The organism is Acinetobacter sp. Swhac1 (assembly GCF_013390985.1).
Classification (GTDB): Bacteria; Pseudomonadota; Gammaproteobacteria; order Pseudomonadales; family Moraxellaceae; genus Acinetobacter; species Acinetobacter towneri.
In genome coordinates, this window is sequence record NZ_JACASN010000008.1 from 90,392 (window position 1) to 106,120 (window position 15,729).

The 15,729-nt window shown below is 42.0% G+C and carries 14 protein-coding genes and 1 pseudogene; 13 read left to right on the forward strand and 2 right to left on the reverse strand.

What is annotated here, in order from left to right; genetic code table 11:
• Nucleotides 1–13: 13 nt before the first annotated feature.
• The 8 genes and pseudogenes from HX743_RS05945 (at nt 14) to HX743_RS05980 (ending at nt 8,721) form a co-directional block, all read left to right on the forward strand.
• Nucleotides 14–1,797, forward strand: a pseudogene (locus HX743_RS05945) (neutral/alkaline non-lysosomal ceramidase N-terminal domain-containing protein).
• Between the two features lie 125 nt (nt 1,798–1,922).
• The gene (locus HX743_RS05950; protein ID WP_178318756.1) at nt 1,923–3,206 is read left to right on the forward strand and encodes a D-arabinono-1,4-lactone oxidase; all 1,284 of its coding nucleotides are present in this window, start codon (nt 1,923–1,925) and stop codon (nt 3,204–3,206) included.
• Nucleotides 3,207–3,264: 58 nt separating this feature from the next.
• Nucleotides 3,265–4,434, forward strand: coding sequence for an alanine racemase (locus HX743_RS05955; RefSeq protein WP_178318757.1), 1,170 nt, complete (start codon nt 3,265–3,267; stop codon nt 4,432–4,434).
• Nucleotides 4,435–4,622: 188 nt separating this feature from the next.
• On the forward strand, nt 4,623–6,545 hold the full coding sequence (gene thrS / locus HX743_RS05960; protein ID WP_178318758.1) for a threonine--tRNA ligase: 1,923 nt from the start codon (nt 4,623–4,625) through the stop codon (nt 6,543–6,545).
• Between the two features lie 5 nt (nt 6,546–6,550).
• Nucleotides 6,551–7,099 carry a translation initiation factor IF-3 gene (gene infC, locus HX743_RS05965; RefSeq protein WP_096902435.1) on the forward strand — a complete coding sequence of 183 codons (549 nt, stop codon included), beginning with the start codon at nt 6,551–6,553 and terminating at the stop codon, nt 7,097–7,099.
• A 211-nt stretch (nt 7,100–7,310) separates the two neighbouring features.
• Entirely contained in the window at nt 7,311–7,928 is a 618-nt protein-coding gene (locus tag HX743_RS05970) for a glutathione S-transferase N-terminal domain-containing protein (RefSeq protein ID WP_004975146.1), read from the forward strand.
• A gap of 72 nt (nt 7,929–8,000) precedes the next feature.
• Complete coding sequence (locus HX743_RS05975) at nt 8,001–8,285, forward strand: hypothetical protein (protein WP_004975148.1); 285 nt, start codon at nt 8,001–8,003, stop codon at nt 8,283–8,285.
• 7 nt (nt 8,286–8,292) lie between these two features.
• Nucleotides 8,293–8,721, forward strand: coding sequence for a YqaA family protein (locus HX743_RS05980; RefSeq protein WP_004975149.1), 429 nt, complete (start codon nt 8,293–8,295; stop codon nt 8,719–8,721).
• Nucleotides 8,722–8,749: 28 nt separating this feature from the next.
• On the opposite strand, the gene HX743_RS05985 is transcribed toward HX743_RS05980, so the two are convergent.
• The gene (locus HX743_RS05985; RefSeq protein ID WP_026438356.1) at nt 8,750–9,508 is read right to left on the reverse strand and encodes an energy transducer TonB; all 759 of its coding nucleotides are present in this window, start codon (nt 9,506–9,508) and stop codon (nt 8,750–8,752) included.
• A gap of 340 nt (nt 9,509–9,848) precedes the next feature.
• On the opposite strand from HX743_RS05985, the gene rpmI reads away from it, so the two are divergent.
• Complete coding sequence (gene rpmI, locus HX743_RS05990; protein ID WP_004975152.1) at nt 9,849–10,043, forward strand: 50S ribosomal protein L35; 195 nt, start codon at nt 9,849–9,851, stop codon at nt 10,041–10,043.
• An 11-nt stretch (nt 10,044–10,054) separates the two neighbouring features.
• Nucleotides 10,055–10,414 carry a 50S ribosomal protein L20 gene (gene rplT / locus HX743_RS05995; protein WP_004975153.1) on the forward strand — a complete coding sequence of 120 codons (360 nt, stop codon included), beginning with the start codon at nt 10,055–10,057 and terminating at the stop codon, nt 10,412–10,414.
• Nucleotides 10,415–10,706: 292 nt separating this feature from the next.
• On the opposite strand, the gene HX743_RS06000 is transcribed toward rplT, so the two are convergent.
• The gene (locus HX743_RS06000; RefSeq protein WP_178318759.1) at nt 10,707–11,735 is read right to left on the reverse strand and encodes a hypothetical protein; all 1,029 of its coding nucleotides are present in this window, start codon (nt 11,733–11,735) and stop codon (nt 10,707–10,709) included.
• Nucleotides 11,736–11,894: 159 nt separating this feature from the next.
• Between HX743_RS06000 and pheS the strand changes: the two genes are divergently transcribed.
• The 3 genes from pheS (at nt 11,895) to HX743_RS06015 (ending at nt 15,679) form a co-directional block, all read left to right on the forward strand.
• On the forward strand, nt 11,895–12,875 hold the full coding sequence (gene pheS / locus HX743_RS06005; RefSeq protein WP_004975156.1) for a phenylalanine--tRNA ligase subunit alpha: 981 nt from the start codon (nt 11,895–11,897) through the stop codon (nt 12,873–12,875).
• 129 nt (nt 12,876–13,004) lie between these two features.
• Nucleotides 13,005–15,386 (forward strand): phenylalanine--tRNA ligase subunit beta, encoded by a 2,382-nt coding sequence (gene pheT, locus HX743_RS06010; RefSeq protein ID WP_178318760.1) that lies wholly within the window; start codon nt 13,005–13,007, stop codon nt 15,384–15,386.
• Nucleotides 15,383–15,679 (forward strand): integration host factor subunit alpha, encoded by a 297-nt coding sequence (locus tag HX743_RS06015; RefSeq protein ID WP_004649746.1) that lies wholly within the window; start codon nt 15,383–15,385, stop codon nt 15,677–15,679. Before pheT ends, HX743_RS06015 begins: the two co-directional genes overlap by 4 nt.
• The last annotated feature ends 50 nt before the right edge of the window (nt 15,680–15,729 follow it).

The following is a 15,729-nucleotide window of genomic DNA, read 5'->3' on the forward strand; positions in this document are numbered from 1 at the left end:
GAATACGATTGCAATGTATTTGGTGGGTTGGGATAAACAGGAAATTCATATTCAGCCAAAAGGGCTTGCCATGTTTGGTTATGGCAACTGGAAACATCGTGCCTATGAACAACGAACAGCTTTATTTGCCCGCAGTATTTGTATTCAAACCTTAGACAATGACTTATTAGTTTTTTGCTGTCTGGATATGGGGTGTGTGACCTATGCCATGCGTCATTTAGCGATACAGCGTTTACAGCGTAAACTGGGGGAGCGTTTTCAGCCGCAGCGTTTGGTATTGATGGCAACGCATACTCATTCTGCACCTGGCGGTTGTGCACATGAAGCGTTGTACAATATGCCCACACCTGGTTTTGTGCCTGAACATTTAAATGCAGTGGTCGATGCGATTGTGGGCAGTGTGCTCAAAGCTTTGGCGACCCAGAAAAAACCGATATTTATATGAGCAATGGTCGTTTTGCAGAAGAAACGCCAGTGGCATGGAATCGCTCTTTAACAGCGTATAACCGTAATCCTGATGTATCTCGTAGAACGCTGGAACAGGCACATTTGGCCTTAGATCGTGATATGCAATTGCTTGGTTTTTATCGCGAAGGTAATTTACAGGCAGTTTTTTCTTTATTTGGGGTGCATGCTACCTGTTTAAGCAGTCGTTTAAGCGCTCATGATGGTGATAACAAAGGTTATGCCGCACTTTGTACCGAGCGTGCACTGCAACAACGTGGGGTCAAAAATCCTGTGGCAATTTTTGCCCAAGCCGCAGCGGGTGATGTTTCTCCACATTATCATGGCCCTGAGCAGTCACAGGTACGTGCTGCAATGCGCGATGAAAAAGAATACGAATATACACAGCAAAATGGTCGCTATCAAAGTGAATTGGCACTGAAAGCTTTGGCACATAGAGGTACGCCGTTAATGGGAGCTTTAGATGCTGTGTGCCATTATGTCGATTTAAGCAATATTGAAATTCCAGTTGAATTTGCGATGGGGCAAACAGATGCAAAAACCAGTGCAGCCTGTCATGGTGCAGCATTTTTTGCAGGAACACCTGTAGATGGTGCAGGTGTGGCACAACCGATTTTTAAAGGTATGCAATGGTTAGCGTAGCGAGTGAAAAAGAAAAAGTTGAGTAATCCTCAAGCTGCAGATTATACCTATTATCAACAGCTATATGCCTCACAAGGCCCCAAAGATATTGTGCTGGAATGTGGTTCTAAAACCATTTTTGGCAAGCCACTGAATCATTATCCTAAATTTTTAGACAAACTGATTGCAGAAATGAACAAGCAGGCCAGTGTAGGCGCAATTGATCATAGCTTGTTGGTACCGAATGTAGTGCCATTACAATTAATTAAAATTGGCGACTTAACCTTGCTGTGCTGTCCTGGGGAAATTACTACTGTTGCAGCTAAGCGGCTCAAAGTAACCGTACAACAAGAATTGGAATCGACTCAAAAAGTATGGTTGGCTTCATATTGCAATGATTATATGGGCTATGTGACCACCTTCGAGGAATATCAACAACAAGCCTATGAAGGTGGTCACACTTTATATGGACAGTGGACTTTGGCAGCGTTGCAAACTAAATTTCAATATTTCGCAGAGCAATTGAATTTGCCTATTCCACAACGCGATACAGCATCGTTATTACCGCCCGCTGTACCTTTGGATGAATTAGAAAAAAGAACATATCGTGACAGTTTGAAAGCTAATGCGCTAAATGAATTGTGGTTTTTTTATACATTGTTCCATGTGAAACATATTCTAAATCATGTACTAGTCAGGAGGTTAATCTAAATCAATATGGATAGAGAGGTCATTTATCTCATCCATGTGTCTCTATTTTTTTAATGCGGTACTTTAAAAAGTAACGCAAAACAAACTGCAATAAAAATAAATGCCACGCAGAAAAAGGAAGGATTATGAAACAGCGTTGGAGTAACTGGTCTGGAAAGCAAACAGCCTATCCAGACTTTTTACAGCCGAAAAATGTAGATGAACTGAAAAAAATTGTGCGAAAGCACGACAAAATTAGAATGGTCGGAGCAGGGCATTCCTTTAGCCCCTTAGCCACAACCGATGATGTGATGGTGAATTTAGATCATATTCAGGGGGTGCATCAATTTAATGCACAAAAGCAGCAATGCACCTTACATGCAGGGACTCGGCTGTACAAACTGGGTGAATGTCTAGCTCCGATTCATCAGGCGCTGCAAAATCAGGGCGATATTGATCATCAGAGTTTGGCTGGTGTGGTTGCAACAGGAACACATGGCACAGGTGTGGATTTACCTTGTCTATCGGCTTTGGTGACTGATTTTGAACTGCTCACAGCAGAGGGTGAGGTGTTGCAATGTTCACCTGAACACAATGCTGAAATTTTTCAGGCAGGTCGGGTCGCGCTGGGCAGTTTTGGGGTGATGACCAAAATCACTTTACAAAACCGTTCGCGCTATAAACTCAAAGAGCAGCTACGTTTATGTGCCTTGAGTGATATTTATCAATATATAGACCGTTGGAAGCATCAACATCGCCATATTGAGTTTTGGGCATTTTTACACAGTGATCAGGTGATTTTAAAAACCTTAGATGAGAGCCGAGGATTGACGGATCCTCGTCCGCAACATTGGTTATCAGAAGACCGTTTATTAAATTTTTGTTCGGAAATAACCCGTGTTTTTCCACAGTTAAATCTGTATTTACAATCTTTGTTGGGCGTGTTTATCAAACCGAGTACTCATGTCGATTGGTCGAGTCAAATTTTCCCAACGCCACGCAATACCAAATTTAACGAAATGGAATACCAATTGCCTGCCGAGCAAGGTTTGGCGTGTTTAGAAGAATTATTGGCGGTTTTGAAACAACAGCGTGTCGCCATGTTTTTCCCAATCGAGTTTCGCTATGTCAAAGGCGATGATATTTGGCTGAGTCCTTTTTATGGACGGGATTCGGTGTCTATTTCAATCCACCAATTTTATAAACAAGATTGCCAACATATTTTTAAATGGGTCGAACCGATTTTACAAAAATATCAGGGACGTCCACATTGGGGCAAATTGCACAGTATGCAAGCGGATCAATTACGTGAGTTATATCCAAAATGGGATGATTTTATGCAACTTCGTGAGCAGCTTGATCCACAGCAAAAATGGATTAATCCATATTTAAGACAAATTTTCACGATTCCAAGTTTGAGTGCGGCGTGATGTTCAATAAACAACTCAAGCAATCGCAAAATAAGAGCATTCAATTAGGGAGCGTGACATGCAAAGTGATTATTTTCAGCAACTCACCCACAGTTTGCAGCAACAGGGTACAGGAACACCGCAACTGATTGTGGATATGGCACGTTTTCAGCATAACTTGGATTATGTTGCAGCCCATTTGCCTGCACGGTTGCAACCACGACTGGTGGTGAAATCGCTAGCGTGTTTGGAGATATTGCAACACGCAAGCCAAAGTCTGAATACGCAGCGTTTTATGTTGTTTCATCTGCCACATTTGTATGAAGTGATGCAGCACTTTCCACAAGCAGATGTACTGTTTGGCAAGCCAATGCCAATACGTGCGGTAGATGCTTTTTATCAGCAGGTGATGGCGTCTGCTGAGAATATCCAATTGCATTTACAATGGTTGGTTGATCAACCTGCACGTTTACAACAGTATTTACATTTGGCACAACAACGCCAGCTTTGTTTGAATATTAATCTTGAAATTGATATCGGTTTGCATCGTGGTGGGGCGCAAGATCATGCTGGATTTATGCAAATGCTGGAATTGATTCAGCAGCATCCACAACATTTAAAACTGTCAGGTTTGATGGGGTACGATGCGCATGTGGTGAAATTACCAAATGTATTTCATGCACAAGCCAAAGCCTATCAACACTCACAGCAGCAATATAGAAATTATAAACAACTGATTCAGCATCATTTTCCAAAGTTGTGGCAGGATGACTTGTGTTTTAACGGTGGTGGTAGCCTGACATTTATGCAGCATTGTCAGCACAGTGAATGTAATGATCTGGCTTTTGGTTCGATGTTGCTTAAACCCAGTGATTTTGATTTAAAAATCTTGTCAGATTTGCAATCGGCTTTGTGGATTGCAACACCTGTTTTAAAGGTATTGGCTGCGGTACAAGTGCCAGGCTTAGATCGTTTGCAGTCCTATTTGCCACAATCCAATCAAGCCGTTTTTGTTTATGGTGGCTATTGGATGGCAGATTATGTTTATCCTGAGAGCAGTCATCCACATGCTTTATACGGACGCAGTAGCAATCAAGAGTTGATTCAAGTACCCAAACAGCATCGCATCCAAATAGATGATTATGTATTTTTACGCCCGCAACAGAGTGAGGCGGTGTTGCCACAGTTTGAAGCGGTGTATGCCTATCAACATGGACAATTCACGCCGTGGGCAACCTTTAGGGAATAAAAACAGCTGAAATGCCGATTCTTTGGCTTTTTTAGTACACAAAGGTTTAAACCTGTACGCAAGCCGTGTAAAATTTAAGGCGCTTTTTATTTATACACCGTTTTTATCTTTTGAGGGTCTCCCTTAATCATAATCTCGCGGTGATATGCTCCATGGTACGGGGCATCACTCCTTAAGGATTTTTATCTATGCCTATTATCACTTTGCCAAATGGCGATCAAAAACAGTTTGATCAAGCCGTATCTGTGATGGAAGTTGCTCAAAGCATCGGTCCGGGTCTTGCCAAAAATACAGTTGCTGGACGTGTGAATGATCGTTTGGTCGATGCCTGCGATTTAATTACCGAAGATGCAACCCTACAAATTATTACGCCTAAAGATGAAGAAGGCGTAGAGATTATCCGTCACTCATGTGCGCACTTAGTGGGGCATGCGGTAAAACAGCTTTTCCCTGAAGCGAAAATGGTGATTGGCCCTGTCATTGAAGAAGGTTTCTACTATGACATCTGGATGCCTCGTCCATTTACGTTAGATGATTTGGCAGCAATCGAAGAGCGTATGAAAAAGCTCATCGACCAAGATTATGATGTTGTGAAAAAAATGACCCCGCGTGATGAAGTAATTGCAGAATTCACAGCGCGTGGCGAAGAATATAAATTACGTTTGATTGCAGACATGCCAAACGAAACTCAAATGGGTTTGTACTATCATCAAGACTATTTGGATATGTGTCGTGGTCCACACGTTCCAAACACTAAATTCTTAAAATCATTTAAATTGACCAAAATCTCGGGTGCTTACTGGCGCGGAGATGCGAAAAACGAACAGTTACAACGTATTTATGGTACGGCTTGGGCAGACAAAAAGCAGCTCGCAGCGTATATCAAACGTATTGAAGAAGCAGAAAAACGTGACCACCGTAAAATTGGTAAAGCTTTGGACTTGTTCCACATGCAGGAAGAAGCGCCGGGCATGGTGTTTTGGCATCCAAATGGTTGGACGATTTACCAAGTACTTGAGCAATACATGCGTAAAGTACAACAAGACAACGGTTACTTAGAAATTCGCACCCCGCAAGTGGTCGATTTCACCTTATGGGAAAAATCAGGACATGCTGCCAACTATGCAGATAACATGTTTACTACCCATTCTGAAAACCGTAACTATGCAGTAAAACCAATGAACTGCCCATGTCACGTACAAGTCTTTAACCAAGGGCTAAAGTCGTATCGTGATTTGCCAATTCGTCTGGCAGAATTTGGTTCATGTCACCGTAACGAGCCATCAGGTTCACTGCACGGCATTATGCGCGTACGTGGCTTTACTCAGGACGATGCACACATTTTCTGTACCAAAGAACAAATTGGGCCAGAAGTTGCAGACTTCATTCAACTGACTTTAGATGTTTATAAAGATTTCGGTTTTGAAGAGGTGCAAATGAAACTGTCTACACGTCCTGAAAAACGTGTGGGAGATGATGCACTTTGGGATATGGCAGAAAAATCTTTGGCTGATGCCTTGGATGCTGCAGGTCTGGAATGGGAGTTACAACCGGGTGAAGGTGCGTTCTACGGCCCGAAAATTGAATTCTCACTGAAAGACTGCTTAGGTCGTGTGTGGCAATGTGGTACAATTCAGTGTGACTTTAACTTGCCTGAGCGTTTAGAGGCATCTTATGTCACTGAAGACAATGATCGTGATCAGCCTGTAATGTTGCACCGCGCAATTCTTGGCAGCTTTGAACGATTTATTGGTATACTTATTGAGCACTATGCAGGCTTTATGCCACCATGGTTAGCGCCAGTGCAAACTTGTGTCATGAATATTACCGATTCACAAGCTGCTGCAAGTGAACAGGTCGTCGCAAAACTTAAAGAAAACGGTATTCGTGCTATTTCTGACTTGAGAAATGAGAAAATCGGCTTTAAGATTCGTGAGCGTACATTAGAGCGTATTCCATACTTACTGGTACTTGGGGACCGTGAAGTGGAAGAAGGAACGGTAAACGTCCGTACTCGCTCAGGAACAAATTTGGGTACTATGTCAATTGATGCTTTCATTGACCTAGTGAAAACAGCCGTCGCAGAACGCGGCCGGTATATTGTGGAGTAACAGCGATTAAACAGCCTGACCGTAATCAACAGGGCGGAAAATCTAACCGTCCTGCTTTGAATGATGAAATTCGTGCAAAAGAAGTCCGTCTTGTAGACGAAAATGGTGAGCAAAAAGGTATTGTAAGCTTGGCTGATGCATTACGCGCAGCAGAAAGCGTTGACCTTGACTTGGTGGAAATTGTGGCAAATGCCGAACCACCGGTGTGCAAAATCATGGACTTTAACAAGCATTTGTTTGATCTAAAGCAAAAGCAGAAAGAAGCGAAGAAAAAACAGCATCAAGTACAGGTGAAAGAAATCAAGCTCCGCCCTGCGACTGATGTTGGTGATTACAACGTAAAATTACGTGCAATTATCAAATTCCTTGAAGAAGGGAACAAGGTAAAAATCACTTTACGCTTCCGTGGTCGTGAAATGGCTCACCAACAGTTAGGTTTGGCTCAATTGCAAAAAGTTGAAGCAGATGTAATTGAATATGGTGTAGTTGAACAAGCACCAAAAATGGAAGGTCGTCAAATGGGTATGTTGCTTGGTCCTAAAAAGAAAAAGTGATCCCATCTTGAACAAAAGAAGCACTGCACCTTGGCGGTGCTTTTTTTTGCGTGATGAAAGTGAGCATCTATGTTTCATGTTTATGAGATATGCCATTCGATAAAAAAACTCTACGCAGCGACACGCAACAAACGCTTAAAAATATGCTATAACTAAAACCGCAGTAGAAGAATGCTGGTCAAAAAGCAAAAAAAGTAATGAAGGATAAAACATGATTGATCTTTATTATTGGGGCACCCCCAACGGTCATAAAATTAGTATTGCACTTGAAGAAATGGGTTTGGAATATCAAATTTTCCCCATCAATATTTCAGAAGATGATCAATTTCAGCCAGATTTTTTAAAAATTTCGCCCAATAATAAAATTCCTGCAATTGTCGATCAGAACGGTCCGCGTGGTGAGCCAATCTCTGTGTTTGAGTCGGGTGCAATTTTGCAATATCTAGGGCGCAAAACTGGCATGTTTTATCCTACCGATGAACAGGAGCGTGTTGAAGTAGAGCAGTGGCTCATGTGGCAAATGGGTGGTTTTGGTCCAATGTTAGGACAGAATCATCATTTTAGCCGTTATGCACCAGAGAAAATTCCTTATGCGATTGAACGCTATATCAATGAATCCAAGCGTTTGTATGGCGTGTTAAATAAGCAGTTGATGGGGCAAAAGTACGTGGCGGGCGAATATTCAATTGCTGATATGGCTATTTTGCCGTGGGCGTTACGTCATGACTGGCAAAATATTTCGCTGGAAGATTATCCGTATGTACAAGACTATATTACACGGCTGACTGCGCGCCCTGCAGTGCAGAAAGCACTCGCGATTCAAGTTTAAATCTACTTTTATGCTAAGATGCCAGCCACCTGATACCTCACTTTTTCAGGTGGCTTTTTTATTGGATGAGCTATGCAAGAATTTTTTTTAAACTTTACCAAGATTGTTGAGCAAAATGCCAAAGTGTATTGGAGCATTATTTTGGGCATTGTGTCTTGCTTGATCTTATTTGTGATCGAAGCATTTCATGTGCAGAATATGATTGCGGCTTTAAATAGCACAGATCAACAGGTTTTACGTGCTGCGATTGAGCCTGTTACTCAGCGTTATACATGGGCACGTGCGGCACTTATTTTGCTTAGTATTGTTTGGGCGAACTGGGAATATCGTAAAACCAAGCAGGCTTTAGGGCTTTAAATCGTCTATGCTTTGGACGCTGTTTGGTTTATTTTTATCTGCATTTGGTGCGGCAACTTTATTGCCTTTACAGTCCGAAGCTGTGTTGTTGGGGCTGTTATATGAAGGCAGCTATGCACCCATTTGGCTGATTAGCATTGCCAGTCTAGGCAATATTTTAGGTTCTTGTGTGAACTGGTATTTGGGACTCAAGATCGAACATTATAAAGATAAAAAGTGGTTTCCTGTTTCGGCTACACAATTAGAAAAAGCACAGCACACCTACGCCAAATATGGGTTTTGGTCTTTACTGCTCAGTTGGGTGCCGATTATTGGTGATCCAATTACGCTGATTGCAGGTTTAATGAAAGAACATTTTGCCCGTTTTGTGTTGATGGTGAGTCTAGCCAAAATCGGGCGTTATCTGTTTATTTATTTTGTTTATACATGGGTTTAAGCAAGCAACCCCTATTATCTATAGACACTTATGACTGTTCTTGAGCATCACACGTGTTTAAATCAAAATAAATTTCATCTTTTAATTTTGACTTTTTATACAGCCAAAATTGACGCGGTACATCTACTTGAGCAGCTTTCACTGCAGCTAAAACTTGTTGATCAAGTGCGTATTGTCCCGAACCTTGTGTCAATTTCACACGTTTCACTTCGCCATGCTTATTTACTTTGAATTGAAACTTTAACTTACGTGAGTGATTTTTTAAATCTTCCGCACTTAAGTTTAATTGTGGTTGACTACGATACTTAAATTGAACTTTTTGCTGTTGTTGCTGTGCTAACCATTGTTTAGATTGAAAATCAAACTGGCAATCTTCGTGCTGGTTATCCTGAAATCTTAAATTAAAGCTTTGAAAACCAATGGTCGGTACGGCAGTATCTTCTACATAGGTCGGTTGAATTTCAGCAGTGCGAACCGCTTGTAATAAGGCATCATCTAATTTTTTCAGCCCTGTACTTTCTTGAATAGTGGCTTGACTGATTTTGCCGGTTTCATCTGCATAAATACGCACAATTGCAGCTCGGTTTTGTTGATTTAAATCTTCATTTTTATATTTGGGTTGTGGAAACTTGCGCCATGCTAAGCGTGTGGTGAGATGAGCAGGCAAGGCAGCACTTTTTTGTACTTCGAGTGTGGCTTTTGGTGTCGATTTCTGCTGCGGTGGTTTTGCAAAAAGATGCGTCGCACTGAGTCCAAGCAATAGAGTTATATATAAAGATGTTTTCATCATATTACGGTCTTTTTTATCTCACACAAGACGAGGCGAAGTATTGATGGAATTGTGGATAATCGCAAGGGTAATCCGCAACTTATTGCAAGTTTTTAGGGTGTTGATCTGCACAATTTTTGACAGAGCTTTAGCTTTATTTTGAATTGTAGTGGGTGTTCACAATTCCAGTATTTTTTCCTGAGTTGAATTACGGCAAATGAGTGAGGTAATGATCATTTTTTATTTAGCCAATATGCTTTTGTTTTAAGCAAAGATGCTTTAGAATACTCGCTCCCTTACCTGCAGGTCGTTTTTGCAATGGTGCAGACGTGCCGAACAGGTGTTTAAAGAGGTTGTTATGGCTAAGTTAAAAACTCGCCGTGGTGCAGCTAAACGTTTCAAAGCGACTGCTAACGGTTTCAAGCGTAAACAAGCGTTCAAACGCCACATTTTGACCAAAAAATCTGCTAAACGTATCCGTCAATTGCGCGGCTGTGTAATGGTTCACGTGAGTGACGTTGCTGCTGTTCGTGCTATGTGCCCATACATCTAAGGAGATTATAAATGGCTCGTGTAAAACGTGGTGTACAGGCTCATCGCCGTCATAAAAAAATTCTTGCTCGTGCTAAAGGTTACTATGGTGCTCGTTCACGCGTATATCGCGTAGCGTTCCAAGCGGTAATCAAAGCAGGTCAATACGCTTACCGTGACCGTCGTCAAAAGAAACGTCAATTCCGTGCTTTATGGATTGCGCGTATCAATGCGGGCGCTCGTCAAAATGGTTTATCGTACAGCCGTATGATCGCTGGCTTGAAAAAAGCACAAGTGATTATCGACCGTCGCGTACTTGCTGACATCGCTATGCATGACGCAGTTGCATTTGCTGCTTTAGCTACAAAAGCTAAAGATGCATTAGCTGCATAAGTCTTTATGACTTAAAAGAAAGACCGCATTTGCGGTCTTTTTTTATGCCTGAAATTTAGGGTCTCTGCCAAGTTTCATAACTCAATCTGAGAAATTTTTAGCCACAGCCTGAGCAAAAACAAGCACTGCTTTGTTTGCAGCGGAAGGCGCAGCGAAGGACAAGCATATTTTTTGCTGCTATTGCGTTATGTGCCGGTCATTTAGAATGACTAAATTTCCTGTCCCATGCCTTATATCAGCTAAAAAATATGCGTTGTCGCAAACATAGACGAATTGTCAACAGCCCCTAAGCTTATAAACCAAAATAATAGGCAGCTGCACAAATAACCACAGTCATTAAAATCAGTTTAATCACGGCAGATGTACCCACTTTATGCGTAGCTGCAGGTGTTGGTATTTGTGGTGAAGCGATGTTTTGTACTTGGCTAGGCGTTGATTCAAAAGGATCAGGTGTTTGCACTGGCGTGAGCTGTGCGGTCTGATAATGGTTCGCAACCTTGGTGATAAATTTGGCGTGTAAATCTTCAAGTTTCTGAGAAAAATGACGTAAATTGAGTTGTTCGCTTGGTTCAAGTTCTGTGCCATCGGCATGATAAGGATGCTGGATTTTATTCTGAATGTGTTGATCCAGTGCATCTAAACGATACAGCATCTGATGTGCATAGGCAGCAGGGTAGTCTGCGGGAATTAACGCCAAAGTTGGGTACATGCTTTCAGTTACGTTTTGAGTAAGATCTACACCGAAATAAGGTTTAGCGCTTTGCTCTGGTTCAACAAACTCTGTAGCACAAGGATTTAAAAATAACTCGGAGCGAATAAAGCGATCAATTTCATCCCAGTTTGGAGAGGCAAAATCTGTATCGAGCTGTCTGGCAAGTTTGTGATTTAATTGATAACGCCACATGACTTCTTGACGTAGCTCGCTCTGTTGGGAAACAGGCGCCATATAATCTTGTTCTGCGGTATACCATTCTGCAAGCTCTTTTCCGAAAATCCAAGCAGATTTGTGCTGTGCCTCGTGACTCACAATAAAGTGTGCAAAAGGCAATAACTCTACATTTGGATTGGGGTTTTTTTCATCATTTAAAATACTTGCCTGATGTAGGCTTAAACGTCGCACACCTTGTTGTTTAAGATGCTCTAACCAGATTTGAAAGTGTTGTGCCAGTAAATGTTGTGACAATAAATCACGAAACTGAATTTGATGCTGGTTAAACACTTGATGCTTGAGCCAATGATTAAAACTTAAATCTTGAGCCAAATATTCATTGCCATAAGTCACAAGGGCAAGTTGCTGTTTCCAAATCTGATCGAGCGCCATAATGTTGAGATCTCGTGGTGATTGGCTTTATCTTATACTTTTTGTATTTCAAGATGCTAATCTAATTTTCATTACATCGAAGCTTCATCAAAGCGACTAAAAACTGTTAGAATACGGGGTTTTTAAATTATTTCTAAATTGTTGCTTTTGAGAGTTACTATGTCACTGGAAGCCCTGACCAATGAAGCGCTCGCTGCAATTGCAGCAGCAGAGGACCTTGCTACACTCGACCAGGTGCGAGTGCAATTTACGGGGAAAAAAAGCCAGCTTGCGGAACAATCCAAAGCACTGGGTAAAATGGACCCTGAACAGCGTAAAGAATTTGGTGCACAAATTCATGCTGTGCGTGAAGCAATCAATGCGGCATTAACTGCACGTCAAACTGAATTACAACAAGCGGCTTTGGCACAAAAACTGGCGAATGAAACCGTTGATATTACTTTGCCAGGTCGTGGTCAAAGCATCGGCAGTATTCACCCAGTTACGCAGGTACAGGAACGTATTTGCCAATTCTTTACCAAAGCAGGTTTTACCGTGGCAACGGGCCCAGAAGTTGAAGATGACTATCACAACTTTGAAGCGTTGAATATTCCAGGACATCACCCTGCGCGTGCCATGCACGATACTTTCTATTTTGATGTGAATCATTTATTGCGTACCCACACGTCGGGCGTACAAATTCGCACCATGGAAAATCAACAGCCGCCTATTCGTATTGTTTGTCCAGGTCGTGTGTATCGCTGCGACTCAGACCAAACACACTCACCAATGTTCCATCAAATTGAAGGCTTATACGTCGCAGAAAATACCAGTTTTGCAGAACTCAAAGGTTTGTTGATTAACTTATTAAATGAATTCTTTGAAAAAGACTTAAAAGTACGTTTCCGCCCATCTTATTTCCCATTCACAGAGCCAAGTGCTGAAGTGGATATTATGGATGAACGTGGTCGCTGGTTGGAAGTTTTGGGCTGCGGCATGGTGCATCCAAACGTGTTACGCGCTTCAGGCATCGACCCAGAAAAATATAAAGGTTTTGCCTTCGGTTTAGGGGTAGAGCGTTTTGCGATGTTGCGTTATGGCATCAATGACTTGCGTATGTTCTACCAAAATGATGTGCGTTTCTTGCGCCAGTTTGCTTAAAAACAAATTTATACCTCTCCCTGACCTCTCCTAAAAGGAGAGGGGTGTCCATATATGACACAGGATGCTTCTTCTTTGAAAAGAGGGAGTAGAGGGGATTCAAAATTTAGATTTATAGGTTTTATATCAATGAAAATTAGCGAAAATTGGCTACGCACGTGGGTTAACCCAGCCATTGACAGCGATACTTTATCGAATCAACTCACGATGCTGGGTCTAGAAGTTGATGATATGTCACCAGCAGCAAAGCCATTTACAGGCGTTGTGGTGGGTGAAGTCTTAACGGTTGAACAGCATCCAGATGCAGATCGTTTACGTGTGACTACGGTAAATATTGGTTCAGGTGAGCCGTTGCAGATTGTGTGTGGTGCGCCAAACGTGCGTGTAGGTATGAAAGCACCTGTGGCAACCATTGGTGCGGTATTGCCAAGCGACTTTAAAATCAAAAAAGGCAAACTACGTGGTGTGGAATCACAAGGGATGCTCTGCGGCGCATCAGAAATTGACCTTGAAGATAAACTTGATGGTTTATTGGAACTGCCTGCAGATGCACCTGTAGGTGTGAATGTACGTGAATATCTTGATCTAGATGACCATGTCATTGATATCAGTATTACTCCAAACCGTGGTGATTGTTTCAGTATTCGTGGTATTGCCCGTGAAATTGGGGTGATTAACCAATTGCCAGTGAATACACCTGACATTCAGGCAGTAGCGGCAACTATTCAGGATGAAAAAACTGTACAAAGTTTGACGGAAGGCTGCCCACGTTATTTAGGTCGTGTGATTAAAAATGTAAATACCAAAGCCGCTACACCTGAGTGGATGGAGCGCGCGTTGGCACGTTCAGGTATCCGTCAGCACAGTATTTTGGTTGATATTACCAACTATGTCTTGATTGAATTGGGGCAGCCAATGCACGCTTTTGATGGTGCTAAAATTCAAGGTGGCATTCAAGTTCGTCAAGCGACTGCAGCAGAAAAATTGGTGCTATTAAACGAGCAAGAAGTTGAGCTGCAAGATGATGTGATGGTGATTGCCGATGACGCAAAAGTATTGGCGATGGCGGGCATCATGGGTGGTTTATCTTCTGCGGTAAGTGATGAAACCACAGAAATTTTCCTTGAATCCGCTTTCTTTGCACCATTGCATATCGCAGGTCGTGCACGTCGTTATGGTTTGCATACCGATGCCTCACAGCGTTATGAACGTGGTGTCGATTTTGAATTGCCATTATTGGCGATGAACCGTGCATCACAACTGATTGCAGAATTTGCTGGCGGCGAATTTGGTCCAATTACAGTGGCAGAACAAGCAGCACAATTGCCAACACGTGAAGCAATTGCGTTAAATCAAGCGCAAATCGATCAGCTCTTGGGTTATCACGTTGATGCTACATTTATTACCGATGCTTTAACTCGTTTAGGCTGCGAAGTTACTGTTCAAGCTGAAGGTCAGTGGAGCGTTGTACCACCATCACATCGTTTTGATATGGCAATTTACCAAGACTTAATTGAAGAAGTTGCTCGTATTCACGGTTATGACAACATTCAAATCAGTTTGCCTGTGATTGATGTGCAATTAGCAAAATACCAAGATCAGTTTGAAGTTGCGCAATTACGTCAAACCGCAGTGACTTTAGGTTATCAAGAAGCAATTAGTTTTAGCTTTGCCGATGCAAAATTGGAAAAACAATTAAACCCTGCAGTGAATCCGTTGGCATTGGCGAATCCAATTTCAAGCGATTTGGCAGTAATGCGCTCAACGTTGTTATCCAGCTTAATTCCATGCGTTCAGTACAACGTGAATCGTCAACAAAACCGTGTGCGTTTCTTTGAGTTGGGTTTACGTTTTGATTATCAACATGCAGCAAGCATTCATGACTTGAAGCAAATTCCAACTTTGGCATTGATTGCGGTGGGTGCTAAACATGCAGAATCTTGGCATGCTAAAGCTCAGCCTATGGATTTCTTCGATTTTAAAGGCGATATTGAAGAAATTTTAGCTGCAGGTCGTGTGCAGGTAGAGTATGTTCGTTCAGAGCGTACTTGGTTGCATCCTGGACAATCTGCTGAAATTTTGGTAGATGGTCAGTCTATTGGTTACTTTGGTCGTTTACATCCATCTTTAGAAGATGAGCTGGATTTAGGCACGGCTTGGGTAGCAGAACTCGATCAAACAGCAGTTTTGCAAACTTATGTATCTAATTTTACAGAATTATCACGTTTTCCATCGGTTAGACGTGATATTGCGCTTTTAATTAGTGATAAGATAAATGTAAGCGAAATTCAGCAACTTATTGAAAAAACGGGTGGAGCGCTGTTAGACTCAACTTGGTTATTCGATGTGTATACTGGACAAGGTGTTGAACAAGGCAAGCGTTCTTTGGCTTTTGCTCTGTTATGGCAACATCCAACACGTACACTTGAAGATGCTGAAATTAAATCTGGTATGGATAACATTCTGCAAGTGTTGGAAAACACTTACCAAGCGACATTGAGGGCTTCATGACAGCATTAACAAAAGCAGAAATGGCTGATCATTTAAGTGAGCTCACGAGTTTAAACCGCCGTGAAGCGAAACAAATGGTCGAGTTATTTTTTGATGAGATCAGCCAAGCACTGATCTCTGGCGAGCAAGTTAAACTTTCAGGGTTTGGGAACTTCGAGTTACGTGATAAACGTCAACGACCTGGTCGCAACCCGAAAACAGGCGAAGAAATTCCAATTTCAGCCCGCCGTGTAGTCACATTCCGCGCAGGGCAGAAATTCCGCCAGCGTGTGGGAAATGAGCAGATCGATTGATCTGCTTTTTTTTATGCTTTTTATAAGAGATTTTAGAAAGACGCTGTGAT